Source organism: Pseudonocardia sp. OZ21 (assembly GCF_059359135.1).
Genome location: NZ_JCADBN010000007.1, coordinates 219,524 through 236,416 on the forward strand (window position 1 = coordinate 219,524; position 16,893 = coordinate 236,416).

General features: G+C 71.1%; 16 protein-coding genes. 8 read left to right on the plus strand and 8 right to left on the minus strand.

What is annotated here, in order from left to right; all coding sequences use genetic code 11:
* Genes AC5L35_RS18645 through AC5L35_RS18655 form a run of 3 tightly spaced genes read right to left on the minus strand, consistent with a single transcriptional unit; the run spans position 1 to position 2,589 of the window.
* Complete coding sequence (locus tag AC5L35_RS18645; protein WP_495060918.1) at positions 1–1,425, minus strand: pyridoxal phosphate-dependent decarboxylase family protein; 1,425 nt, start codon at positions 1,423–1,425, stop codon at positions 1–3.
* A 25-nt stretch (positions 1,426–1,450) separates the two neighbouring features.
* Positions 1,451–2,317 carry a slipin family protein gene (locus AC5L35_RS18650; RefSeq protein WP_495060919.1) on the minus strand — a complete coding sequence of 289 codons (867 nt, stop codon included), beginning with the start codon at positions 2,315–2,317 and terminating at the stop codon, positions 1,451–1,453.
* On the minus strand, positions 2,314–2,589 hold the full coding sequence (locus tag AC5L35_RS18655; RefSeq protein ID WP_495060920.1) for a DUF3040 domain-containing protein: 276 nt from the start codon (positions 2,587–2,589) through the stop codon (positions 2,314–2,316). The genes AC5L35_RS18650 and AC5L35_RS18655 overlap by 4 nt, the downstream gene beginning before the upstream one ends.
* Positions 2,590–2,676: 87 nt before the next feature.
* On the opposite strand from AC5L35_RS18655, the gene AC5L35_RS18660 reads away from it, so the two are divergent.
* On the plus strand, positions 2,677–3,135 hold the full coding sequence (locus AC5L35_RS18660; protein ID WP_495060921.1) for a MarR family winged helix-turn-helix transcriptional regulator: 459 nt from the start codon (positions 2,677–2,679) through the stop codon (positions 3,133–3,135).
* Between the two features lie 61 nt (positions 3,136–3,196).
* On the opposite strand, the gene tuf is transcribed toward AC5L35_RS18660, so the two are convergent.
* Together tuf and AC5L35_RS18670 are read right to left on the minus strand one after the other, a co-directional pair.
* Positions 3,197–4,381 carry an elongation factor Tu gene (gene tuf / locus AC5L35_RS18665; protein ID WP_495060922.1) on the minus strand — a complete coding sequence of 395 codons (1,185 nt, stop codon included), beginning with the start codon at positions 4,379–4,381 and terminating at the stop codon, positions 3,197–3,199.
* A 254-nt stretch (positions 4,382–4,635) separates the two neighbouring features.
* The gene (locus AC5L35_RS18670; RefSeq protein WP_495060923.1) at positions 4,636–4,968 is read right to left on the minus strand and encodes a hypothetical protein; all 333 of its coding nucleotides are present in this window, start codon (positions 4,966–4,968) and stop codon (positions 4,636–4,638) included.
* A gap of 403 nt (positions 4,969–5,371) precedes the next feature.
* Here AC5L35_RS18670 and AC5L35_RS18675 point away from each other — a divergent pair, with 403 nt between their 5' ends.
* Positions 5,372–5,878 (plus strand): hypothetical protein, encoded by a 507-nt coding sequence (locus AC5L35_RS18675; protein WP_495060924.1) that lies wholly within the window; start codon positions 5,372–5,374, stop codon positions 5,876–5,878.
* 16 nt (positions 5,879–5,894) lie between these two features.
* Here the strand turns inward: AC5L35_RS18675 and larA are convergent, their stop codons facing one another.
* The gene (gene larA / locus AC5L35_RS18680) at positions 5,895–7,172 is read right to left on the minus strand and encodes a nickel-dependent lactate racemase (protein ID WP_495060925.1); all 1,278 of its coding nucleotides are present in this window, start codon (positions 7,170–7,172) and stop codon (positions 5,895–5,897) included.
* Between the two features lie 146 nt (positions 7,173–7,318).
* On the opposite strand from larA, the gene AC5L35_RS18685 reads away from it, so the two are divergent.
* Complete coding sequence (locus tag AC5L35_RS18685) at positions 7,319–7,936, plus strand: TetR/AcrR family transcriptional regulator (protein WP_495060926.1); 618 nt, start codon at positions 7,319–7,321, stop codon at positions 7,934–7,936.
* A 1-nt stretch (position 7,937) separates the two neighbouring features.
* Positions 7,938–9,407 carry a hypothetical protein gene (locus tag AC5L35_RS18690; protein WP_495060927.1) on the plus strand — a complete coding sequence of 490 codons (1,470 nt, stop codon included), beginning with the start codon at positions 7,938–7,940 and terminating at the stop codon, positions 9,405–9,407.
* Between the two features lie 19 nt (positions 9,408–9,426).
* Here AC5L35_RS18690 and AC5L35_RS18695 read toward each other — a convergent pair whose 3' ends face one another.
* Together AC5L35_RS18695 and AC5L35_RS18700 are read right to left on the minus strand one after the other, a co-directional pair.
* Positions 9,427–11,394 carry a M13 family metallopeptidase gene (locus AC5L35_RS18695; protein ID WP_495060928.1) on the minus strand — a complete coding sequence of 656 codons (1,968 nt, stop codon included), beginning with the start codon at positions 11,392–11,394 and terminating at the stop codon, positions 9,427–9,429.
* Between the two features lie 63 nt (positions 11,395–11,457).
* Positions 11,458–11,802 (minus strand): VOC family protein, encoded by a 345-nt coding sequence (locus tag AC5L35_RS18700; RefSeq protein WP_495060929.1) that lies wholly within the window; start codon positions 11,800–11,802, stop codon positions 11,458–11,460.
* A 663-nt stretch (positions 11,803–12,465) separates the two neighbouring features.
* Here AC5L35_RS18700 and AC5L35_RS18705 point away from each other — a divergent pair.
* From AC5L35_RS18705 to AC5L35_RS18720, 4 genes are all read left to right on the plus strand, one after another.
* Positions 12,466–13,656, plus strand: coding sequence for a Tm-1-like ATP-binding domain-containing protein (locus AC5L35_RS18705; RefSeq protein WP_495060930.1), 1,191 nt, complete (start codon positions 12,466–12,468; stop codon positions 13,654–13,656).
* Complete coding sequence (locus tag AC5L35_RS18710) at positions 13,653–14,486, plus strand: phosphoenolpyruvate hydrolase family protein (protein ID WP_495060931.1); 834 nt, start codon at positions 13,653–13,655, stop codon at positions 14,484–14,486. The genes AC5L35_RS18705 and AC5L35_RS18710 overlap by 4 nt, the downstream gene beginning before the upstream one ends.
* 9 nt (positions 14,487–14,495) lie before the next feature.
* Positions 14,496–14,933: an SRPBCC family protein gene (locus tag AC5L35_RS18715; protein ID WP_495060932.1), complete on the plus strand. Its 438-nt coding sequence runs from the start codon at positions 14,496–14,498 to the stop codon at positions 14,931–14,933.
* Between the two features lie 195 nt (positions 14,934–15,128).
* Complete coding sequence (locus tag AC5L35_RS18720) at positions 15,129–16,802, plus strand: sigma factor-like helix-turn-helix DNA-binding protein (RefSeq protein WP_495060933.1); 1,674 nt, start codon at positions 15,129–15,131, stop codon at positions 16,800–16,802.
* Positions 16,803–16,893: the final 91 nt, after the last annotated feature.

Below are 16,893 nucleotides of genomic sequence, written 5' to 3' on the forward strand. Positions count from 1 at the left end.
TCACCGCTCGGTGAGCGCCGCCGCGATCGCGTCGACGGAGCGGTCGACGTCGGCCTCGGTGGTGAGCCAGCTCGACACCGAGATGCGCATCAGCCGCATCCCGTGCCACACCGTGCCGCCCATCCAGCACTCCCCGGAGCCCTGGACGGCGTCGATCACCCGGCTGGTCCGCTCGTCGTCGCCGAAGCGGACGAGCACCTGGTTGAGCACGACGTCGTTGACGACCGTCACCCCGTCGAGGCGGGCGAGGCGGTCGGCGAACCGGCGGGCGAGCGCGCAGCAGCGCTCCACGAGGTCCGCCACGCCGTCCCGGCCGAGCTCCCGCAGGGCGGCCCAGGTGGTGAAGCCGCGGGCGCGGCGCGAGGACTCCAGGACGTACGCGCCGGGTGAGCGGAACGCGTCGGCGCCCGTCCCGGTGAGGTAGGGGGCGCTGTAGGACGTGGCCGCCACGTGCGCGGCCGGGTGGGCGCAGAACGCGTAGCCGGCGTCGTAGGGGACGTTGAGCCACTTGTGGCCGTCGGTCGACCACGAGTCGGCCTGCTCGATCCCGGCCACCAGGTGGCGGGTGCCGGGGGCGGCGGCGGCCCACAGGCCGAAGGCCCCGTCGACGTGGACCCAGGCGCCGTGGTGGTGCGCCGCCGCGATCGCGGCGGGGAAGTCGTCGAACGCGCCGGTGTTCACCTCACCGGCCTGCAGGCAGACGATGGTGGGGTCGGTGCTCGTGTCGGCGAGCGCCCGCGCGAGGTCGTCGAGGTCGATCGATCCCTGCAGACCGGTCTGCACCGGGACGACGGCGTCGGTTCCCAGGCCGAGCAGGCGCAGGGCCCGGTCGACGGTGGCGTGGCGCCCCGTGCCGGCCACGACCCGGACCGGCGGAGCCCCGTGCAGGCCCTGGCGTTCGACGTCCCACCCCGCGTCCGCGAGCACGCCGTGCCGGGCGGCGGCGAGGCAGACGGTGTTGCCGCCCTGCCCACCGGTCACGAAGCCGAACGAGGCGTCGGCCGGCAGGCCGAGCAGGTCCTTGAGCCAGGCACCGGCCACGTCCTCGACCACGGCGGCGACGGGGGAGGTCAACGGGTTCCACGCGTTCTGGTCCCACGCGGTGGTCAGCACGTCGGCCGCCGTCGGAGCGTCGAGCGCCCCGCCGGTCACGAACCCGAAGTAGCGGGGGCCGGTGTTGGCCACCAGTGCCGGCTCGACCGCGTCCGCCAGCCGGTCGACCACGTCCGCGGCCGGGGTGGGGCCGTCGGGCAGTGCACCGAGTGCGGCGCGGACGGCGTCGACGTCGGCGGCTGACGGGAAGGCCGGGCCGTCACCGACCCGCTCCCGGTAGCCGGCGCCGCGGGCGGCCGCGTACAGCAGGAGGTCGCGCAGGTCGCTGCCGGTCCTCGCGGTGACGGTGTGGTCGGCGCTGGAGTCGTTCATCCCCCGACAATGCCGGACCGCTCGGTCAGCTTGCTGCGTGTGTGGAGGAGGCCACGGCGGCCGGCCGGGTGGCCTCCGCCTCGGTCATCCCACCGTCGGGCAGCTCTGCCGGCTCCTGCTCCGTCTCGGCCGTCTCGGCCGGCGTCGATCGTTCGAGGAACCGGAGCAGCTCGACGGGGAAGGGCAGCACGAGGGTGGAGTTCTTCTCGGCGGCCACCTCGACGACGGTCTGCAGCAGCCGCAGCTGGAGCGCTGCCGGGTGCTCGGTCATCACCTCGGCGGCCTGGGCCAGCTTCTGGGACGCCTGCAGCTCGCCGTCGGCCGTGATCACCCGGGAGCGTCGTTCCCGTTCCGCCTCGGCCTGGCGCGACATCGAGCGCTTCATCGAGTCGGGCAGTGCGACGTCCTTGATCTCGACGCGGTCGATGTGCACGCCCCAGTCGAGAGCGGGACTGTCGATCATCAGTTCCAGGCCCTGGTTGAGCCGTTCGCGGTTGGACAGCAGGTCGTCCAGGTCACTCTTGCCGATGATCGAACGCAGGGAGGCCTGGGCGACCTGGCCGATGGCGTAGTCGTAGTTCTGCACCCCGACGACCACCCGGACGGGGTCGACGACCCGGTAGTACACGACGGCGTCGACCTTGACGGTCACGTTGTCGCGCGTGATGCCGTCCTGGGCGGGGATCGCCATGGTGACGATCTGCATGTTGACCTTGTGCAGCCGGTCGGCCATCGGGGCGATCAGCGCGAGCCCCGGCCCGCGGGTCGTCTCGCGCAGCCTGCCGAAGCGCATGATGACGCCGCGTTCGTACTGGTTGATGACCCGGACGCTGGACCCGAGCAGCAGCACGCCGAGGGTCAGGATCGTGATGAGCAGGACGATGGTGATCATCTAGCCCTCCGTTTCCGGGCGGAGCGGCGCCACATCCCCCAGACCACTGCGGTCGCCCCCGCCCACAGCACGGCACCACCCACCGACCCGGCGGCGAGCATCAGGCCGACCAGCAGGAGCGCGACCACGATCGCGATGGCGGTCCCGAGCCGGTAGCTGCGCCTCCGCAGATCCGACTGGCGTGCCTGGAACCCGTTGACGAACTCGGGGTCCTCGGCCAGGAGGCAGCGCTCCACCTCGCGCAGCGTCTCTTGCTCGTTGTCGTCGAGCACAGCCCACCACCTCCCCGAGGCGGCTCGCGCGCCTGGCATTCCGTGGTGCCAGCGGACAGTTTTATCGTAACACGATACAGTTGATCGGTGGCAGATCGTGAGGACGGACAGGCACCCGTGGAGCCCCTGACGAAACAGGACTTCGAGGCGCTGGCCCGGTTCCGGTTCGGAATCCGGCGCTACCTGCGCTTCAGCGAGGAGACGGTGCGCAGGCACGGTTTCACCCCGCAGCAGTACCACCTGCTGCTGGCACTCAAGGGCTTCCCCGGACGGGAGTGGGCGACGGTGCGGGAGCTCGCGGATCGGCTCCAGCTGCGCCACCACAGCGTGGTCGAGCTGGTCAACCGGGCACAGGCGGAGGTGCTCGTGGAGCGGGCGGCCCACCCGGAGGACGCACGTGCCGTGCGCGTGGTGTTGACCGCCCACGGCGAGCGGATCCTGAGCCTCCTCAGCACCGTGCACCGCGACGAGCTGCGCCGGATGCAGGACGCGCTGGTGCTGCCGGCCTGGCACGACGAGCCGGACGGCGTCGCTCCGAAGCCCTGACCGGACGACCGGGCCCCGCGCGGTCGTCGACCGCGCGGGGCCCGTTTCAGACCGGTCAGGATCAGGTGAGCAGTTCGACGACCGTGCCCGCTCCGACGGTCCGGCCGCCCTCGCGGACGGCGAAGCCGAGTCCCTCGGTCATCGCGACGGACCTGCCGAGCTCGACCGTCATCTCGACGGCGTCGCCGGGCAGCGCCGTGGCGGTCGCGCCGAGCGCCACGACGCCGACCACGTCCGTCGTCCGGAAGTGGAACTGCGGGCGGTACCCGGTGGCGAACGGCCTGCTGCGGCCTCCCTCCGCCGCGGTGAGCACGCGGACCACCGCACGGAACCGCGTGTGCGGCCGGATCGCGCCCGGGGTGCTGATCACCTGCCCGCGCCGGACGTCGCTGCGTTGCACGCCGCGCAGCAGCATGGCCGTGTTGTCACCGGCCTCGGCGACGTCCATGGCCCGGCCGAACGTCTCCAGCCCGGTCACGACCACACCGCGCAGTCCGTCGTCCAGCCCGACCACGTCGACCTCGTCGCGCAGCCGGATCGCGCCCTGCGCCACCACGCCCGTCACCACCGTGCCGCGGCCCGTGATGGTCAGGACGTTCTCGATCGGCATCAGGAACGGCGCGTCGACCACCCGCGCCGGAACCGGCACGTACGCGTCGATCGCGGCGAGCAGGTCGTCGATCCGCGCGACCCACCGCGGGTCGCCGTCGAGTGCCCGCAGCGCCGACACCCTGACCACCGGGATCTCCTCGGCGGGGAACCCGTACTCCGCCAGCAGGTCCCGCAGCTCCAGCTCCACGAGGTCGAGCAGTTCGGGGTCGTCGATCATGTCGGACTTGTTCAGCGCGACCACGATGTGCTCGACGCCCACCTGGCGGGCCAGCACCACGTGCTCGCGCGTCTGGGGCATCGCCCCGTCCTGCGCGGAGACCACCAGCACCGCCCCGTCGATCTGGGCGGCGCCGGTGATCATGTTCTTCACGTAGTCGGCGTGGCCCGGCATGTCGATGTGGGCGTAGTGCCGGGTGGCGGTCTCGTACTCGACGTGGGCGATGTTGATGGTGATGCCGCGGTCGCGCTCCTCGGGAGCCCGGTCGATGCCGTCGAACGGGACGGCCCTGGCCAGCCCCCGGTCGGCGAGCACGCGGGTGATCGCGGCGGTGAGGGTGGTCTTGCCGTGGTCGACGTGACCCATCGTTCCGATGTTGAGGTGCGGCTTGCGGTGCTGGCTGACGTGCTCGGTCATGACTTTCGTCCTCTGTGGACAGTGACGGCGAGAACCGCGCGTACGCGTGAGCCACCCCCCTCCGCTGGTTCTCCGGAGGTGGGACGGAGAGGGGTCAGCGTCGGGTGCCTGCTGCTGCAGCCGAGGAGAGGACGGCCGGCACCGGCAGAGCAGCGGGCTCTGCGACGAGGAGGGTGCCGGCGGACATGTGCAGGAGAGTAAGGAGCGCACCGGGCGGAAGCGATCGATTTCCGGCGGCGCCGCGCGCCGCGCCGTCAGGCTCCGTCGAGCCAGTTGGTGGCGGTCTGGCGCGAGATCCCGAGTGCGCGCGACATCGCGAGCACCTCGAGGCCCTGCCGCTTGCCCGTGGCGAGCAGTTCGCGCTGCCGGGTCCGCAGTTCCTCGATCCGCTCGGCGACCTCGCGCATCTCCGCCAGCAACGCCTCCGCCTCCGGACCCGCGCCGGAGCGGGACCGCCCGACGCCGGGGCGGGGGAACCGCCGGACCTCATCGGCGTCCCAGCGCCGCCTGCCCTGCTCGTCGTACCCGTCGAGGGGCTGCGGTGCCTGCCCGCGGGAGACGTATCCCGACCAGGTCGCCGTCTTCACGCCCCAGGCCTGCGCGCACTCGTCACTGGTCCAGGTCTCGGTGCCGCTGATCGTCCCACCCCTTCGGATCGACGAACGCAGCGTAGTCGCTCGGGTGTGTGCGGTGGGGAGGGCGGCGCGGCCGGAACGGGCGCGGCTGCTGCGCTACGGTCTGGCGTCGCGAGGGGTGCCCGGAGAAAAAGCTTGCCCCGAGCGGCATGCCGAAGCAGGGGCGACCCGGGGCTTACGTGAAGAATGCTAGCACGGCACGCAGTGCCGAACCGGAAAGCGGGAGGACGCGCTGAGCAGCGAACCTCCTGCCTGGGTCGACGCGGTTCTGTCACGACAGAGGTTCACGCCGTACCTGGCCGCCACCAGCGGCGACGCCGGTGCAGCGGTCGAACTGGAGTGGTGGAACCTCGAGGTGGCGGCCGCGTTCGTGGTGCCGCTCAACCGGCTCGAACTGGCATTGCGCAATGCACTGCACCCCGTTCTCTGCGCGATGTTCCGCCGGTCGGACTGGTGGTATTCGGCGCCTCTCGACGACAACGGCAGGCGGAAGGTCGCGGAGGCGAAACGGGCGCTGGTCCGGCTCCAGGGCAGGCCGGAGGTCGCGGACGATCTCGTGGCGCAACTGACGTTCGGGTTCTGGATCTCGTTGGTCAGCAGCACCTACCACCGGACGCTGTGGGTGCCGGCCCTCCATCGCGTGTTCCCCGGGGCGGCTCGCCGCGACCTGCACGAGGATCTGCGGAACGTCCTCGTGCTGCGCAACCGGATCATGCATCACGAGCCGATCCATCATCGCCATCTCGACGCCGACCACGCCACGGTCTACCGGCTGCTGGAACGCCTGTCCCCGGCGATCGTCGGGGAGCTGACCGGCCGTGATCGCGTACCAGCGATCCTGGCCGGCCGCGGGAGCGCATGATGACCGGCGACGGCCCTCAGGGCAGCTCGCCCGCCACGTAGGGCACGGTCTGCGGCCCCTCGGGCAGCACGCACAGCCGGGCCGCGGAGCCGGCCTCCCGCATGGCCTTCTCGACCGTGGCGACGATGTCGTCGGTCTGCTCGAGGTGGGCCGCGGCGAGGTCGGCGTCGGACAGGTACGAGGTGTGCATGACCACGCGCGAGTCGGACTGGATCCGGGCCTGGATCTGGATCTGCCACTGGTCGGGGATCGTGTGGTCGCGGCCGGCGATCTCCGCCAGCATCTGCTCCGGCGACGCGCCCGACGTCAGGGACTCGCGGTAGGAACCGTGGTCGGGGAAGCCGTCGCGGCACTCCGCGGCGCAGACGATCATCCCGCCGTGGCGGACCACCTGGTACGCGGCCGACATGCCCTTCACCGACTGGTACAGGTTCTGGTCGAGGGGGTAGCCCGAGCCGGTCGTCACCACCACGTCGAACCGGCCGTCCACCGGCTGCATGGCGACGTCCTTGGCGAATGCGGTGGCCGCCTCGTGCATCGGGAGGATGTCGCCGCCGAACGCCTCGACGATCGCCTGCTCGTCGTTGAGCACGACGTCCAGCGCGAACGTCACGCCGGTGGCCTCGGCGATGGTGCGCACGTCGTCGTGCACGGGGTTGCCGTGGGTGATCCCCCAGGTGGCGCGGGGGTCGCCGATGCGGGTGGCGTCGTGGAGGACGAGCACCGTGTCGAGTGCCGCGAGCCCCGGAGCCACGAGCTTCGGGCCACCCGAGAAGCCGGCGAAGAAGTGCGGCTCGACGAACCCCGTGGTGATCCGGACGTCCGCCTCGGTCCACTCGCGGTTGAGCCAGACGGGCACGTCGCGCCCGAACGTCCCGCGCCACACCATCGTGTCCATGGCCCGGGAGTCGTGGTTGACGATCCGGACGGAGTCGACGACCTCGTCGCCGAACATCGCCCGCAGCTCGTCGGGGGTGTTGGCGCGGTGAGTGCCGGTGGCGACGAGGACGACGACGTCGTCGAGGTCGATGATCCCGTCCATCTCCTCGAGCAGTGCGGGGATCATCAGGTGCCGCGGCTGCGGGCGGGTGATGTCGCACGCGGAGATGGCCACCGTCTGGCCGGGGGAGACGCGCTCCCGCAGCGGAGGCCCGGCCACCGGCTTGCGCAGCGCCGTGCGGAGCGTCTCCCGCGGGTCGGCGGCCGCCTGCTTCTGGCTCGGGGTGACCACCGTGGCCCCGTCGGGCAGGTCCAGCCGGAGGCCGGCGTCGCCGTAGGCCACTCGGGTCTGCATCGTTCCCCCTCTGTCCCAACCTCGGGCATCTCTCGGCGGCGAGCCTACCTGCGGCGGCGTGGTCCGGCCGCCCCCGTGAGGCGCCCCACGGAGGTCGGAATCTAGACACGGTTGCGTAGCTACGGAGTTGTAGCTATCTTGCTCGCATGGCAAGAGGGGGCGCAGCGGACCGGAGCCGCCGTACCGCCGAGCAGCTGGTTCTGGACTGTCATGCCGCGGTGCTGGCCGAGATCACCGAGACGGGCCTCGGCCGGCTCGCCGTGGAAGGCGTCGCCCGGCGCGCCGGGGTCGCGAAGACGTCGCTGTACCGGCACTGGCCCTCCGTCGAGGACCTGCTGCTCGACGCATTGAGCCACGCCCATCCCGTCGAGGTGCCGACCCCGGCCGGCGGGAACCTGCGGGCCGATCTGCTGCGGGCGCTGGAGCAGCTCACCGGGTGGCTCGGCGGCCCGACCGCACCCGCGGTGGCGGCCATCCTCGCCGAGCGCAGGCGCAGGCCCGATCTCGTCGAGGCCCTGTACAGCCGCGTCTTCGACACCCACGGCGGGCGGTTCACCCGCACCGTCCTCGAGCACTACGCCGCACGAGGCGAGCTCGACGGCCGTCTCATCACGTCGGTCGTCGCCGACATCGGCGAGGCGCTCGTGATCAAGCACCAGATCGACACCGGCGAGCTGCCCGACGAACGGATCCGGGAGGCGATCGTCGACCAGGCGATCCTGCCGGCGGTCGGCCGCGGTCCCCGCCAGCCCGAGGAGAGATGACATGACGACCGACCAGGTAACCGGCGCGCCGCCCGTCGCGGTGCACGTCGACTGGGAGTCGATCACGGGAACGTCGCGGACGACCCTGACCACGCACCTGTGGACCGCGCCGCCGCTGCGCCGTGGCTCACCGATCCACGACAAGGCGTTCGAGGCGCTCCGGACGCTGGAGGCCGATCTCGTCCGCTTCCTCCCCTGGTACTCCCACCCGCACGTCGCGGTGCCCGCCCCCACCCCGCCGACCGCCACCGGCACGTCGTGGAACTTCACGTTGCTCGACCCGGTCGTCGAGGACTTCATGGACGCCGCTGGGGGACGACCGGTCGTGGCGAACTTCGCCACGATCCCCGCCTGGATGTTCGTCACCCCGGACCAGGTGCCCGTGCCGGACCCCGACGCGATCCAGTGGGACTACGAGCAGGGCACCGAGCTGCGGGATCCCTCTCTCACCGAGGTGGCGGACTACTTCTACCGCCTCGCCTCCTGGTACATCGCGGGCGGATTCGTCGACGAGCACGGCGTCCGGCACGAGTCGGGCCACCGGTACCGCTTCGCCTACTGGGAGGTGCTGTGTGAGCCCGACCTCGGTCACCGGATGTCGCCGGAGCTGTACACGAAGCTCTATGACGCGATCGTGGAACGGATCCGGCCACTCGATCCCGAGATGCGGTTCGTCGGGCTGTCGCTGAGCCACGTGCACCACGAGCCCGAGTACTTCTGGAGCTTCCTCGACCCGGCCAACCATGCGGACGGCATCCCGCTGGACGCGTTCTCCTACCACTTCTACGCCTCGCCCGAGATCCTCAACCCGTTCTCCGACGCGGGCAACGCGCCCTACGCGCACTGGCGCGACATCTTCTTCGCACAGGCGGAGTGGTTCCTCGACCATGTGCGGTTCATCGAGTCGATCCGCCGCAGGCTCGCTCCCCACACCAGGACGTTCGTCAATGAGCTGGGCAGCTTTCCCGCCGACATCATGAACCCGGTGCCCGACATTCCCGAGGAGTACTGGGCCCTCAGCGCGTCGCTCCAGTCGTACCTCTGGGCCCGACTGGTGGCCTTGAATGTCGATCTCGTCGGCATCGCCGAGTTCATGGACTACCCGGGCATGATCCCCGGAACGACCCTGATCGACTGGGAGAGCGGCGCACCGAACGCCCGCTACCGGGCACTCGCATTGCTGCTCGCCCATTTCGCCCCGGGCGACTCGCTCGTCGCCACCGACGCGGGCATGCCCGGCTTCCCCGACCCGAGGATCCACGCGCAGGGCTTCCTCACCGCGGGCGGCGCCCGCAAGCTTCTGCTGGTGAACAAGACCGCCACCCCGGTCACCGTCGCGATGGGCGATGAATCGCAGGGTCAGGTCGATCAGGTCAGCGCGACGACCGGCGCCGGCGAACCGTCGAGTTCCCGGTTCGCCGGCGCGGAGATCACGGTCGACGCCTACGCCACGGCGGTCGTCTCGTTCTGATCCACGACCGCCCACGGGCTCACCAGATGCGTACCCGCTGGTCCGGGGGCGTGTACAGGGCGTCGGACTCCTGCACGTCGAACGCCTCGTGGAAGGCGTCGAGGTTGGTGACGACGGCGTTGCAGCGCAGGTCCGGCGGGGAGTGCGGGTCGATGGCCAGCCGGCGGACGGCCTCCGCCTCGCGGGTGACCGCCCGCCACACCTGAGCCCAGCCGATCAGCACGCGCTGCAGGCCCGTGAGGCCGTCGAGCACGGGGGCCTCCTTGCCGTCGAGCGCGATCTTGTAGGCCTTCACCGCGATCGTGAGGCCGCCGAGGTCGCCGATGTTCTCGCCGACGGTGAGCGCGCCGTTGACCTTGTGGTCGGTCAGCCCGATCGGCGACAGCGCGCTGTACTGCGCGATCAGGGCCTCGGAGCGGCGCTCGAACTCGGTGCGGTCGGCGGGCTCCCACCAGTCGGTCATGTTGCCGTCGCCGTCGTACTTCGAGCCCTGGTCGTCGAAGCCGTGGCCGATCTCGTGGCCGATCACCGCGCCGATGCCGCCGTAGTTCGCGGCGTCGTCGGCTTCGGGGTCGAAGAACGGCGGCTGCAGGATCGCGGCCGGGAAGACGATCTCGTTCATGCGCGGGTGGTAGTAGGCGTTGACCGTCTGTGGCGTCATGAACCACTCCTTGCGGTCCACCGGCCTGCCGATCTTCGCGAGCTCGAAGTCGGTGCCCCAGGCGCCGGCCCGCAGGACGTTGCCGAGCAGGTCGTCGGCCGCGATCTCCAGGGCCGAGTAGTCCTTCCACTCGTCCGGGTAGCCGATCTTCGGCGTGAAGCGCTCCAGCTTCGCCAGCGCGCGCTCACGGGTGGCGGGGCTCATCCAGTCGAGCTCGCTGATGCTCTGCCGGTAGGCCTCCACGAGGTTCGCGACGAGCGTGACCATCCGCTCCTTCGCCGACGCCGGGAAGTGCCGCTCGACGTAGAGCCTGCCCACGGCCTCGCCGAGCGCGCCCTCCACGAGCCCGACCCCGCGCTTCCACCGCTCGCGCAGCTGGGGCGTGCCCGAGAGGGTGCGGCCGTAGAAGGCGAAGTCCTCCTCGACGACGGCCTCGTTCAGGTAGTCGGCGCAGGCCGACGCGGTGCGGATCGCGAGCCACGCCTGCCACTGCTCCAGCGGGCGCTCCGCCCAGAGCTGCGCGGCAGCGGCGAGGAAGCTCGGCTGGCGGACCACCACCTCGTCGAACGTCCCCGCGGGCGCGCCGAGTGCGTCGAGCCACGGGTCCCAGTCGAAGTCGGGCGCGTGCTCGCGCAGCTGCGCGAACGTCATCAGGGTGTAGGTCTTCTCTGCGTCGCGGTTGGTGACGCGGTCCCAGGAGACCGCCGCGATCGCCGTCTCCAGCTCCATCACCGTGGCCGCGAGCGCGGCGGGATCGGGCAGGCCGACCAGCTCCGCGAGCCGGGCGAGGTGCTCGACGTACGCGGTGCGGATCTCGGCGTAGGAGTCCTCGCGGTAGTACGCCTCGTCGGGCAGGCCGAGTCCGGACTGCGACAGGTGCACGAGGTAGCGCGACGAGTCCTTGGCGTCGGTGCTCACGAACGACCCGAACAGCGACACGCGCCCCTCGCGCTGCCGCCGCCCGAGAACGGCCGCCAACGCCGCGCGGTCCGCCGCACCCGCCACCTCGTCGAGCAACGGGCGCAGCGGCTCGACCCCGGCAGCCTCGATGCGGTCGACGTCCATGAACGAGGCGTAGAGATCGGCGATCTTGCGGGCGTCGCCGCCCGGCAGCGTCCCCGCGTCCTCGACGATGGCCCGCACATCCTCCTCGGCGCGGTCACGCAGCGCGTAGAACGCGCCGTCCTGTGACCGGTCGTCGGGTATCTCGTGGGTGCGGAGCCACTGGCCGTTGACGTGCTGGAACAGGTCATCCTGAGGGCGGGTTCCCGCGTCGACCCAGTCGAGATCGAGGCCGGTGCGCGTCGGTCGCGTCGAGGTGGTCACACCACATCCTGCCCCGAGGTCGGGCGAAAGGGCCACGCTCCGCCACGCCGTGTCGCCGGCTCGCTACCCGACCGGCTGCGTGAGGTTGATCGCGTTGCCGTCCGGATCCTTCACGTGCGCAACGCGCTGCCCCCACGGCATGTCGTTGGCCGGCCCGAGAACCTGCCCCCCGAGCTCCTCCACGCGTTCCAACAGCTTCTCCACGTCGTCGACGTCGATGCTGAGCAGCAGGCGCTGCGGGACGGTCGTGTCGACGGCGGCGTCGGACACGAGGCCGAGATGGGAGTCCCCGATCCGCAGACCGACGAAGAACACCGCCCCCTCCTCGGGGTAGCGCTCGGCCTGCTCGGCGCCGAACAGGCCGGTGTAGAAGCGGAGCAGCGGTTCGACGTCGGGTGTGACGATCATGGGCGAGATGGTGCTCAACAGTCCTCCAGGAATCGGCGTACGCACCTCCGACCACCCCCCGCCCCCAAACTCATCGCCCGCCCCACAAGCCCCCCGCCCCGCCCGGCGAGTCGCCCGTTCCGCCCCCGCGAGTCGCTCGCCCCGGGTGCGCGAGTCGCCCGCCCCGGCCCCGCGAGTCGCCCGTTTCCGGCCCGCGAGTCGCCCGTTCGGTGTGCGGCTCCAGACGCCCCGCCTGCGCCGTTCCGCCCAGGCGTTCCTCGCAGAGGGCGTGGGCTCGTCGCAGATGCTGTGGGCGCTGCGAGGAGCACACCCGGTCTGCGAGGACGCTCCGCGCCCCGCGAGTCGCCCGATTTGTGTGCGCGAGTCGCCCGACTCTGCTTCGTCAGCGCGGAACGGGGCCGCGCCAGCGCGAGCCGCGCACGCCTCCGGGAGCCTCGCCCGCGCTGCGCGGGGCCCCGGCGCTCTTCGCAGAGGGCGTGGGCTCGTCGCAGGTGCTGTGGGCTCTGCGAGGAGCACACCCGGTCTGCGAGGACGCCCGACACCCGGGCGAGTCGCCGATTTGCCGGCGTGTTCTGCCTCGTCAGCGCCAGGAGGCCGTGTCGTTCGACGCCCGATCCGGGCGCGTGGCCAGCCGAACAGCGGCGGATGCGCTAGAACGATCGCATGGCGCAGGCGTACGTGATCGGCACCTTCGACACAAAGGGCGCGGAGCTTCAGTACGCCGCCGAACGGCTACGGGCCGCCGGGGCGGAAGCGGTCACCGTCGACGTGTCGACCCAGCGCGGTGGGTCGGCGGCAGACGTCTCCGCAGAGGAGGTGGCGACCCATCACCCCGGCGGTGCCGGGGCCGTCTTCACCGGTGACCGCGGCACGGCCGTCAGCGCCATGGCGGAGGCGCTGGTGCGGTTCATCGGCTCGCGTTCCGACGTGGCCGGCGTGCTCGGCCTCGGCGGGTCCGGTGGGACGGCGCTGATCACCCCCGCGATGCAGGCGTTGCCGGTCGGGGTCGGGAAGATCATGGTGTCGACGGTGGCGTCGGGGAACGTCGCTCCGTACGTCGGCGCCTCCGACATCGCGATGTGGTACTCCGTCACCGACGTCGCGGGCCTCAACCACATCTCCCGCCGCGTCATCGGCAACGCTGCGCACGCGCTCGCCGGCATCGTCTCGAACGAGATCCCCGAAGCCGAGGACCGGCCTGCGGTCGGGCTGACGATGTTCGGCGTCACCACCCCGTGCGTCACAGCCGTGATCGAACGGCTCGGAGACGCCGTCGACCCGCTCGTCTTCCACGCCACCGGCACCGGCGGGCGCGCCATGGAGAAGTTGGTGGCCGACGGGCTCGTCAGTTCGGTACTCGACATCAGCACCACGGAGGTGTGCGATCTGATCGTGGGCGGGGTGATGGCGGCGACGGAGGACCGGCTCGACGCGATCGCGCGCACCCGCGTCCCGTACGTCGGCTCGTGCGGGGCGCTCGACATGGTCAACTTCGGTGCTCCCTCCAGCGTCCCGGAGCAGTTCGCCGACCGCACCTTCTACGAGCACAACCCGCAGGTCACGCTCATGCGGACCACGCCGGAGGAGTGTGTCGAGATCGCCCGGTTCCTGGCACGAAAGCTCAACGCGTGCGAGGGGCCGGTGCGGTTCCTGCTGCCGACCGGCGGGGTCTCCGCGCTCGACGCGCCGACGCTGCCGTTCTGGAACCCCGAGGCCGACGAGGCGCTGTTCGCCACGCTCGAGGCCGAGGTGAAGCAGACCGACCAGCGGCGGCTCGTCCGCCTGAAGTACCACATCAACGACCCCGAGTTCGCCGACGCGCTGGTCAGCGCGTGGCAGGAGGTGCAGCGGTGACCCGCTTCGTCCGTGCGGAGCTCGTCGAGAAGTTCCAGGACATGGCCCGGCGCGGCGAGCCGATCGTCGGCGGCGGGGCGGGCACCGGACTCTCGGCGAAGTGCGAGGAGGCCGGCGGCATCGACCTCATCGTCATCTACAACTCCGGCCGCTACCGCATGGCAGGCCGCGGTTCCCTCGCCGGCCTGCTCGCCTACGGCAACGCCAACGAGATCGTGGTCGAGATGGCAGCGGAGGTGCTGCCCGTCGTCGAGCACACCCCGGTGCTCGCGGGCGTCAACGGCACCGACCCGTTCATGATCACCGACCGGTTCCTGCGCGAGTTGACCGACCTCGGCTTCGCCGGGATCCAGAACTTCCCGACCGTCGGGCTCATCGACGGGGTGTTCCGCGCGAACCTCGAGGAGACGGGGATGGGCTACGGCCTGGAGGTCGACCTCGTCGCCGCCGCCCGTGCCGCCGACCTGCTCACCACGCCCTACGTCTTCTCCGCCGACGACGCCCGCGCCATGACCCGCGCCGGCGCCGACATCATCGTCTGCCACATGGGCCTCACCACCGGCGGTTCGATCGGCGCAGAGACCGCGAAGTCACTGGACGACTGCGTGGAGCTGATCGACGAGTGGGCCGCCGCGGCCCGCGAGGTGCGCGAGGATGTGCTGGTGCTCTGCCACGGCGGCCCGATCGCGATGCCCGACGACGCCGCCCACGTCCTCGACCAGACGTTGCACTGCCACGGCTTCTACGGCGCCTCGTCCATGGAACGACTGCCCACCGAGAAAGCCCTCACCGACCAGACCCGCGCGTTCAAGACCCGTCTCACACGCTAGGAGACCCTCATGCCCCGCCCGTACGCCAGTGGTGTCGTCCCCGCCTCCGTCGAGGAGGTCTGGGCTCTGATCCGCGACTTCAGCGGGATGCCTTCCTGGCACTCCGGCATCGAGAAGAGCTCCCTGGACTCCGGCGCGTCCGGCACCGAGGTGGGAGCTGTGCGCCGCCTGACGCTGGGTGGCGGGGGAGAGGTCGTCGAGAAGCTCGTGACCCTCGACGACGGCGACCACACCTTCACCTACCAGATCCTCGAGAGCCCGTTCGCGGTGCGCCGGTACATCTCGACCGCGCGCCTGGCACCGGTGACCGACACCGGCCAGACCTTTGTGGAGTGGTGGTCGGAGTACGACGCCGAGGGGGCGGACGAGGAAGGGCTCACCAAGACCTTCGCCGGTGGGGTGTACGCGGGCGGGATCAAGGCGCTGCAGGAGCATTTCGGGAGCTGAGCGGCGACCGTCGTCGGTTCCGTGAATGCCGCTGACGCGGCTGCCCTCCGTCACGGAACCGACGGCCGTCGAGCCGCACCCCACGGTGAACACCTGAGGCTGATCGGGACCTCATGTGGGCTCTCGCTGTCCACTTGATCGGGTATGACAGGGTTTTCCTCCCGCGGCACGAGCGTGCCTTCGAAGAGGAGCCCCATGAACGCGACGAGCGGTGCGGACCTTGCCGCCGCTGAGCACATGCACCGCGATCTGCTGGCTCTCGCGAAGTGGCGCTTCATCCGGGGGCGGGCCGACGAGCCGCTGTTCCACGTGGAGATCGAGGACGGCAGCTCGGAGGACACGCAGGAGGCGGCCTCCCGTCTGAACAGTCTCACCGCCCGCGACCTGCTGCCCGAGATCACCATCTCCGACCCCGTGGACGAGTTGGCTGCGGTCATCGCAGGCCTCGACGACCGGCAGACCGCCTTGCTGCGAGATCGCCATCTGGCCGACAAGCCGTCGACCCTCGACGAGCTGGGCTCCCGGTACGGCGTCACCCGCGAGCGGATCCGGCAGATCGAGAAGAAGCTCAAGGACCACCTCGCCACCGCCTTCGGCCCGGACACGAGCGTCAGCGCATTCATGGCCGCCATGCGTGTGGAGATCCAGCCGATCGCTCCGTTGGAACGCCTCCGCGAACGCATGCCCGAGCTCGACCGCACCGTGCCCGGAACGGACCAGCCGCTGTGGCTGGTGCTCGACAAGCTCGACGACGCCTTCGAGGTGGTCGACGGATGGGCGGCAGCGCCGGACGTCCGGACCGCGAAGGCTCGCACGCTCGCCGCCCTGGACGACCTCGTGGACGACCACGGCGTGGTCGAGCTGACGGCGGTCACCGCCGTGCTGACACTGCCGGTGTCGGAGCTCGAGGCGTGGCTGAAGTGGTGCGGAGTCGTCCTCGCCGACGGGTGGGTCCTGACCCGGACCCGCTCCATGGACGACCACGCGGCCGCAGTGCTCTCGATCGCAGGTGAACCGCTCGGACTCGAGGAGATCGCCTCGCGAACAGAGCGGGAACTCAACATCCGCAGCCTCGCGAACCGCCTCAACGAGGACGACCGGTTCGTCCGCACCGACAAGGCGGCCTGGGCGCTGGCCGGCTGGGGGCACGCGCAGTACAGCGGCCTCCGAGCCGAGATCGCACGCGTGCTGCAGAAGGCCGGCGGCGAGATCGAGTTGCAGGCACTCGTCGACGATCTGTGCGCCCGGTTCGACGTCTCCCCGAACAGCGTGCAGACCTACGCCTCGAGCGGCGAGTACGAACTGCGCGCGGGAATGGTCAGGAAGCGCGCGACCCGTGCTGTTCCGCGCAAGCGGCCGGAAGACACGAAGCGGCTGTATCGCGTCGGGAAGTCGTGGTTCTTCCGTCTGGTCGTCAATCACGATCATCTGCGCGGCGCAGGACTTTCGGTACCCAACGGGGTCGCGACGGTGGCCGGTTGCGTCCCGGGCGAGACGGTCACACTCGACTCCCGTCTGGGCCCGCAGGCCGTGCGCTGGACCGGGACGCAGCCGGGCCTCGCGACGATCCGCCGATTCCTGGAGAAACTGGGCGCGGACGAAGGCGACACCGTGTTTCTCCGATTCGGCCCGGACGGTGACTTCGACGTCGTCCCGGCACCCGTGACCGGCAGCGATCCGATCCGTGGGGCGCTCCGGCTCGTCGGCGCCGGGCCGGTGATGGGGGACGCCACCCCGATCCTCGCCGAAGCGGCCGGTCTGGACGGCGAGGCCAAGCCGCGTCGGATCCTCAGTGCGTTCAGGAGGCGCGGGGACGAGGAGGTTGTCGCGCTCCTCGAGGAGGCGTGGCTGCGGGGACCGGGGAGCTGATCAGGCCGGGTCGGCGCAGGGGACCGGGCCTGCCGGGCGATCCGCTCAACGCCTGTCGGATCACGGCGTCACTTCAGGCGAGCGGCCGTGC

Bases quoted from the DNA above. Each gene is read 5' to 3' on its own strand.
- AC5L35_RS18685 (WP_495060926.1), top strand. From the start codon at position 7,319: ATGGCAAGAGGGGGCGCAGCGGACCGGAGCCGCCGTACCGCCGAGCAG.
- AC5L35_RS18700 (WP_495060929.1), bottom strand. From the start codon at position 11,802: ATGATCGTCACACCCGACGTCGAACCGCTGCTCCGCTTCTACACCGGC.
- tuf (WP_495060922.1), bottom strand. From the start codon at position 4,381: ATGACCGAGCACGTCAGCCAGCACCGCAAGCCGCACCTCAACATCGGA.
- AC5L35_RS18650 (WP_495060919.1), bottom strand. From the start codon at position 2,317: ATGATCACCATCGTCCTGCTCATCACGATCCTGACCCTCGGCGTGCTG.
- AC5L35_RS18645 (WP_495060918.1), bottom strand. From the start codon at position 1,425: ATGAACGACTCCAGCGCCGACCACACCGTCACCGCGAGGACCGGCAGC.
- larA (WP_495060925.1), bottom strand. From the start codon at position 7,172: ATGCAGACCCGAGTGGCCTACGGCGACGCCGGCCTCCGGCTGGACCTG.
- AC5L35_RS18720 (WP_495060933.1), top strand. From the start codon at position 15,129: ATGAACGCGACGAGCGGTGCGGACCTTGCCGCCGCTGAGCACATGCAC.
- AC5L35_RS18715 (WP_495060932.1), top strand. From the start codon at position 14,496: ATGCCCCGCCCGTACGCCAGTGGTGTCGTCCCCGCCTCCGTCGAGGAG.
- AC5L35_RS18705 (WP_495060930.1), top strand. From the start codon at position 12,466: ATGGCGCAGGCGTACGTGATCGGCACCTTCGACACAAAGGGCGCGGAG.
- AC5L35_RS18690 (WP_495060927.1), top strand. From the start codon at position 7,938: ATGACGACCGACCAGGTAACCGGCGCGCCGCCCGTCGCGGTGCACGTC.